Origin of the sequence: Microbacterium sp. gxy059 (genome assembly GCF_050958665.1) — a bacterium.
Lineage (GTDB): Bacteria > Actinomycetota > Actinomycetes > Actinomycetales > Microbacteriaceae > Microbacterium.
On record NZ_JAMXWT010000022.1, the window covers coordinates 45,694 to 51,766 of the forward strand.

The window sequence follows — 6,073 nt, forward strand, 5'->3', positions numbered from 1 at the left end:
ATCGAAAGGAACGGACAATGACCTCCGACATCGCCGTCATCGGTCTCGGGGCCATGGGACTGCCCATGGCCACGCGACTCGCCCAGCGCTTCAGCGTGCGCGGCTTCGACATCGCCCCCGAGCGCGTCGCGCTCGCCGCGGAGGGCGGCGTCGCCCCCGCCGCGTCCGCCGCCGAGGCGGTCGCGGGCGCCCAGGGCGTGCTCGTCGCCGTGCGCACCGGCGCGCAGCTCGAGAGCCTCCTCTTCGGCGAGGACGGCCTCGCCGAGCACCTCGCGCCCGGCGCCGTCGTGATCCTCACGAGCACCGTCGGGACCGAGGGCATCGCGTCGGTCGCCGAGCGGCTCGAGGAGCGCGGGGCCGCGCTCGTCGACGCGCCCCTGTCCGGCGGTCCCGTCCGCGCGGGCGAGGGCGACCTGCTCATCGTCGTGGGCGCCGCGCCCGCGGCCCTCGAGACCGCCCGCCCGGTGCTCGAGCAGCTCGCGTCGACGCTGTCGATCGTCGGAGACCGCGCAGGCGACGGCCAGGCGCTCAAGACCGTCAACCAGCTGCTGTGCGGCGTGCACATCGCGGCAGCGGCTGAGGCCCTCGCCCTCGCCGACGCCCTCGGGCTCGACCGGGAGCGCACCCTCGGGGCGCTCACGGCCGGCGCGGCGAACTCGTTCATGCTCGGCAATCGCGGCCCGCGCGCCCTGCAGGCGTACGACGAGGGAGGCGCCGAGGTGCTCAGCCGCCTCGACATCTTCGTGAAGGACCTCGGGATCGTCGGCGACGCCGCCCGCGCCGCGCACCTCTCGACCCCGGTCGCCGCCGCGGCCGAGCAGCTGTTCCTCCTCGGCGAGGCGCAGGGGCTCGGATCGCGCGACGACTCGGCCGTCATCCGCGTCGTCGCCCCCGAGCGCCGCGCTTAGCCCCCACCCCTCGGACCCGCACACAGAAAAAGAAGAAGAGACCCAATGACGCTCCCTCTTCCCGCGCTCATCGCGATCGGAGTCGCCGGCCTCGGCCTGCTGCTCCTGCTCATCATCCGCTTCCGGATGCAGGCGTTCTACGCGCTCATCCTCGTCTCGATCGTCGTCGGCCTCGCCGCCGGACTGCCGCTGAAGACGATCCCGGCGTCGGGCGACGACCCCGAGCGCCTCGGCATCATCGAGGCGATCATCGCCGGCGTCGGCGGCACGCTCGGATCCGTCGCCGTGCTCGTCGCCCTCGGATCCATGCTCGGCAAGATCATCGAGCTGTCGGGCGGCGCCGAGGCGCTCGCCGGGCGCTTCACGAGCTGGCTCGGCCCGAAGCGGGTCGGAATCGCGCTCGTGATCGCGGCGGGCATCCTCGCGATCCCGGTGTTCTTCGACGCGGGGTTCATCATCCTCGTGCCGATCATCTTCGCCTTCTCGAAGGTCGCCGGGCTCAACCCCATCAAGTTCGGCCTGCCGGTCGCGGGCATCATGCTCGCCGTGCACGTGGCGGTGCCGCCTCACCCCGGCATCGTCGGCGGCGCCACGATCCTCGGCGCGGACATCGGCTGGGTGACGGTCTTCGCGCTCGCCGTCTCGGTGCCGCTCGCGGTGCTGTCCTATCTCGTCGCCAAGGTGATCAACCGCCGCGAGTACGCGATGATCGAGGCCACCAGGGAGCTCTTCGCCGAGTTCGGCAGCGAGGAGGCCTCGGCGAACGTCGGCCTGCGCGACGGCGAGAAGGCGCCTGGCGCCTTCACGGTGCTCGCGCTCATCCTCCTGCCGCTGCTGCTCATCATGCTGGGCACCGCTGTCGCCCCCGTGTTCGAGGCGGGCAGCTTCTGGAACGGCTTCCTGTCGATGATCGGCCAGCCGATCTTCGCGCTCATGGTGGCCATCGCGGCCGCGATGTTCTTCCTCGGCGTGCGCCGCGGCTGGTCGGCCGCGAAGCTCGGCGAGGTCATGGAGTCGGCCCTGCCGGGCGCGGCGGTCATCATCCTCGTGACGGGAGCCGGAGGCGCGTTCGGCCGGATCCTCACGGAGACGGGCATCGGCGGCGCGGTGGCGGAGGTGCTCGTCTCGAGCGGCCTGCCGCTCCTGCTCGCGGCGTTCCTCATCTCGCTCGTCATGCGCGCGGCGCAGGGATCGGCCACGGTCGCCATCTCGACGACGGCGGGCCTCATGGTCCCGGCGGTCGCGGCGCTCGGGCTCGATCCGCTGCACACCGCGCTCGTGGCGGTCGCGATCGGGTACGGCGGCCTCGGCCTCAGCCACGTCAACGACTCGGGCTTCTGGGTGGTCACGCGCTATCTCGGGCTGTCGGTGAAGGACGGACTGCGCACGTGGACGCCGCTGACGACCGTGCTCGGCGTCGCCGGGTTCCTCCTCACCTGGGTGCTGTACGCGGCGATCCCGATGGGCTGATCCGCCCTCCCTCCGAACGCCCCCGACGCCCCGTGCGCCGGGGGCGTTCGCGCGTTCCGGGGCCGGGTCGCGCGCAAACCTGAGTCGGGTTGTATCAACTTTCTTGACAGGGTGGATCCCGTGGCATACACTTGAGCCAACGCGGCTCAAGTATCGCGTGAAGACTTTCCATCTCTTCTCCGACGAAAGGGAGCGCACATGTCACGTGCTGTAGGAATCGACCTGGGAACGACCAACTCGGTCGTCTCCGTCCTCGAAGGCGGCGAGCCCAAGGTCATCGCCAACGCGGAGGGCCTCCGCACCACCCCGTCCGTCGTCGCGTTCGTCGGCGACGGCGAGGTGCTCACCGGCGAGACGGCCAAGCGCCAGGCCGTCACCAACGTCGACCGCACCATCGCCTCGGTCAAGCGCCACATGGGCACCGACTGGACGTTCGACGTCGACGGCAAGAAGTACACGCCGCAGGAGATCTCGGCGCGCATCCTCATGAAGCTGAAGCGCGACGCCGAGGAGTACCTGGGCGACAAGGTGACCGACGCGGTCATCACCGTCCCGGCGTACTTCAACGACGCCGAGCGCCAGGCCACGAAGGAGGCCGGCGAGATCGCGGGCCTCAACGTGCTGCGCATCGTCAACGAGCCCACCGCGGCCGCCCTCGCCTACGGCCTCGACCGCGGCAAGGAGGACGAGCTGATCCTCGTCTTCGATCTCGGAGGCGGCACGTTCGACGTCTCGCTCCTCGAGGTGGGCAAGGACGACGACTTCTCGACGATCCAGGTGCGCTCGACCGCGGGCGACAACCGCCTCGGCGGCGACGACTGGGATCAGCGCATCGTCGACTACCTCATCGACGCCTTCAAGAAGAGCTCGGGCGTCGACGTCTCGGGCGACAAGATCGCGCTCCAGCGCCTCAAGGAGGCCGCGGAGCAGGCGAAGAAGGAGCTCTCGAGCTCCACGTCGACGACGATCAACCTGCCCTACCTCTCCCTCACGGAGCAGGGGCCGGCCTCGCTGAGCGAGACGCTCAGCCGCGCGAAGTTCGAGGACCTCACGAAGGACCTCCTCGAGCGCACGAAGAAGCCGTTCGACGACGTCATCCGCGAGGCGGGCGTGAAGGTCTCCGACATCGCGCACGTCGTCCTCGTCGGAGGATCCACCCGCATGCCCGCCGTCAGCGAGCTCGTGAAGAGCGTGACGGGCAAGGAGCCCAACAAGGGCGTCAACCCCGACGAGGTCGTCGCCGTGGGCGCGGCCCTCCAGGCGGGCGTCCTCATCGGCGAGCGCAAGGACGTCCTGCTCATCGACGTCACGCCCCTGTCCCTCGGCATCGAGACCAAGGGCGGCATCATGACGAAGCTCATCGAGCGCAACACGGCCATCCCGACCAAGCGCAGCGAGACCTTCACGACGGCCGAGGACAACCAGCCCTCGGTGGCCATCCAGGTGTTCCAGGGCGAGCGCGAGTTCACCCGCGACAACAAGCCGCTCGGCACCTTCGAGCTGACCGGCATCGCGCCGGCTCCTCGCGGTCTGCCGCAGGTCGAGGTCACGTTCGACATCGACGCCAACGGCATCGTCCACGTGTCGGCCACCGACAAGGGCACCGGCAAGGAGCAGTCGATGACCATCACGGGCGGATCCTCGCTCGCGAAGGACGACATCGACCGCATGGTGCGCGAGGCCGAGGAGCACGCGGCCGAGGACAAGAAGCGCCGCGAGGCCGCCGACACCCGCAACCAGGCCGAGCAGCTGTCGTACTCGATCGAGAAGCTCCTCGACGAGAACGACGACAAGCTCCCGGCCGACGTCAAGGAGTCGGTCAAGGCCGACGTCGACGCCCTCAAGGCCGCGCTCGCGGGCGAGGACGACGACGCCGTGAAGACGGCGCTGGACACGCTCAACGAGAGCCAGACGAAGCTGGGCGAGGCGCTCTACGCGCAGGCGCAGCAGGAGCAGGCCGAGACGCCGACCGACGCCCCCGCGGGCGACGCGTCCTCCGATGAGGACGTCGTCGACGCCGAGGTCGTCGACGACGAGGACGAGAAGAAGTAATGACCGACAAGGACCCGATCGAGCCGAACGACGGCGACGACCAGGTCCAGCCGGACGCGCAGGCGGGGGCCTCGGAGGCCCCCGCCTCGGGCGCATCCGCTGGCGAAGACGCCGAGGCCGAGGGCGATGGGCTCACGGTCGACGACATCCTGGACGCCGAGCAGACCGACGAGGCGGCCGAGCAGGAGAAGAGCGACTACGAGACGCAGCTCCTGCACGACCTCAAGCGGCTGCAGGCCGAGTACGCCAACTACCGTCGCCGCACCGAGGAGCAGCGCCAGGTCGAGAGCGACCGGGCGAAGGGCGAGGTCGGCAAGGGCCTCCTGCCCGTGCTCGACGACCTCGTGCGCGCCGAGCAGCACGGCGACCTCGCCGAGGGCAGCGCCTTCGCGATCGTCGCGGAGAAGATGCGCGGCGTCGCCGAGCGCATGGGCCTCGTCGCCTACGGCGAGGCGGGCGATGCGTTCGACCCGCAGCAGCACGAGGCCGTCTTCCAGCAGCCCGTTCCCGGAGCCGTGGAGCAGACGGTCCTCGAGGTCGTCGAGGTGGGCTACCGCCTGGGCGACGTCGAGCTGCGCCCGGCCAAGGTGGTCGTCGGCGTTCCGGCCGAGTGACCCACGCGAAGAAGGTGTAGATGGCCAGCCAGGACTGGTTCGAGAAGGACTTCTACAAGGTCCTCGGGGTGTCCAAGGACGTCTCCGACTCCGACCTGAAGAAGACCTACCGCAAGCTCGCGCGGAAGTACCACCCCGATTCGAACCCGGGAGACGCCGCGGCGGAGACGCGGTTCAAGGAGATCAGCGAGGCCTACTCGGTGCTCTCCGACCCGGAGCAGCGTCGCGAGTACGACGAGCTGCGGGCGATGGGATCCGGTGCGCGCTTCACCGCGGGCGGATCCGGCGCGGGCGGCTTCGAGGACGTCTTCAGCCGGTTCACGCGAGGGGGCTCCTCGCCCGACTTCGACGACATCTTCTCGATGTTCAACGGGGCCACGGGCGGGGGCGGGCGCGCGAACCCGTTCGGCGGGTTCGGCGGCTCGCAGCCGCCGCAGAAGGGTCAGGACGTGCGCGCGCGCACGACCATCGACTTCATGACGGCGGCGAAGGGCGAGACCATCTCGCTGCGCGGCGAGGACGGCAAGCCGTTCAAGGTGAAGATCCCCGCGGGGGTCTCCGACGGGCAGAAGATCCGCCTGCGCGGACGCGGACGCCCGTCGCCGACCGGCGGCGAGAACGGCGACGTCGTCGTCGAGGTGACGGTCAGGCCGCACCCGGTGTTCTCGCGCGACGGCCTCAACCTGCGCGTCACGGTGCCCGTGACGTTCGCGGAGGCCGTGCTCGGGGCGACGATCGAGGTGCCGACCCTCGAGGGCGGTCGCGTCAAGCTGCGAGTCGCCCCCGGCACGCCCTCCGGGCGGATCCTGCGGGTCAAGGGGCGCGGCATCACGGCGAAGAGCGGCACCGGCGATCTGCTCGCCGAGGTGCAGGTGGTCGTGCCGACCCACCTCGACGACGAGCAGAAGGAGGCGCTCGAGCGCTTCCGCGAGGCGGAGTCGGCGGAGAACCCGCGCGCGGGGCTCTTCCGATGAACACCGTGTCTCGATTCGTGCGGGAAAGCCGATTGTGGTGCTGGGGCTGGAGCTG

5 protein-coding genes are annotated in these 6,073 nt (G+C 70.5%); all 5 read left to right on the top strand.

The features are described from left to right. Nucleotides 1–17 precede the first annotated feature (17 nt). The 5 genes from NHL53_RS12195 (at nucleotide 18) to NHL53_RS12215 (ending at nucleotide 6,018) form a co-directional block, all read left to right on the top strand. Nucleotides 18–908 (top strand): NAD(P)-dependent oxidoreductase, encoded by an 891-nt coding sequence (locus NHL53_RS12195; protein ID WP_433777141.1) that lies wholly within the window; start codon nucleotides 18–20, stop codon nucleotides 906–908. A gap of 45 nt (nucleotides 909–953) precedes the next feature. Continuing rightward, nucleotides 954–2,378 (top strand): GntP family transporter, encoded by a 1,425-nt coding sequence (locus NHL53_RS12200; protein WP_433777142.1) that lies wholly within the window; start codon nucleotides 954–956, stop codon nucleotides 2,376–2,378. A gap of 198 nt (nucleotides 2,379–2,576) precedes the next feature. After that, on the top strand, nucleotides 2,577–4,430 hold the full coding sequence (gene dnaK, locus NHL53_RS12205; RefSeq protein ID WP_433777143.1) for a molecular chaperone DnaK: 1,854 nt from the start codon (nucleotides 2,577–2,579) through the stop codon (nucleotides 4,428–4,430). Continuing rightward, a complete protein-coding gene (locus NHL53_RS12210; RefSeq protein ID WP_433777144.1) occupies nucleotides 4,430–5,044 on the top strand; it encodes a nucleotide exchange factor GrpE in 615 nt (204 codons plus the stop codon). Before dnaK ends, NHL53_RS12210 begins: the two co-directional genes overlap by 1 nt. 20 nt (nucleotides 5,045–5,064) lie before the next feature. Then, nucleotides 5,065–6,018 carry a DnaJ C-terminal domain-containing protein gene (locus NHL53_RS12215; RefSeq protein WP_433777145.1) on the top strand — a complete coding sequence of 318 codons (954 nt, stop codon included), beginning with the start codon at nucleotides 5,065–5,067 and terminating at the stop codon, nucleotides 6,016–6,018. Nucleotides 6,019–6,073: the final 55 nt, after the last annotated feature.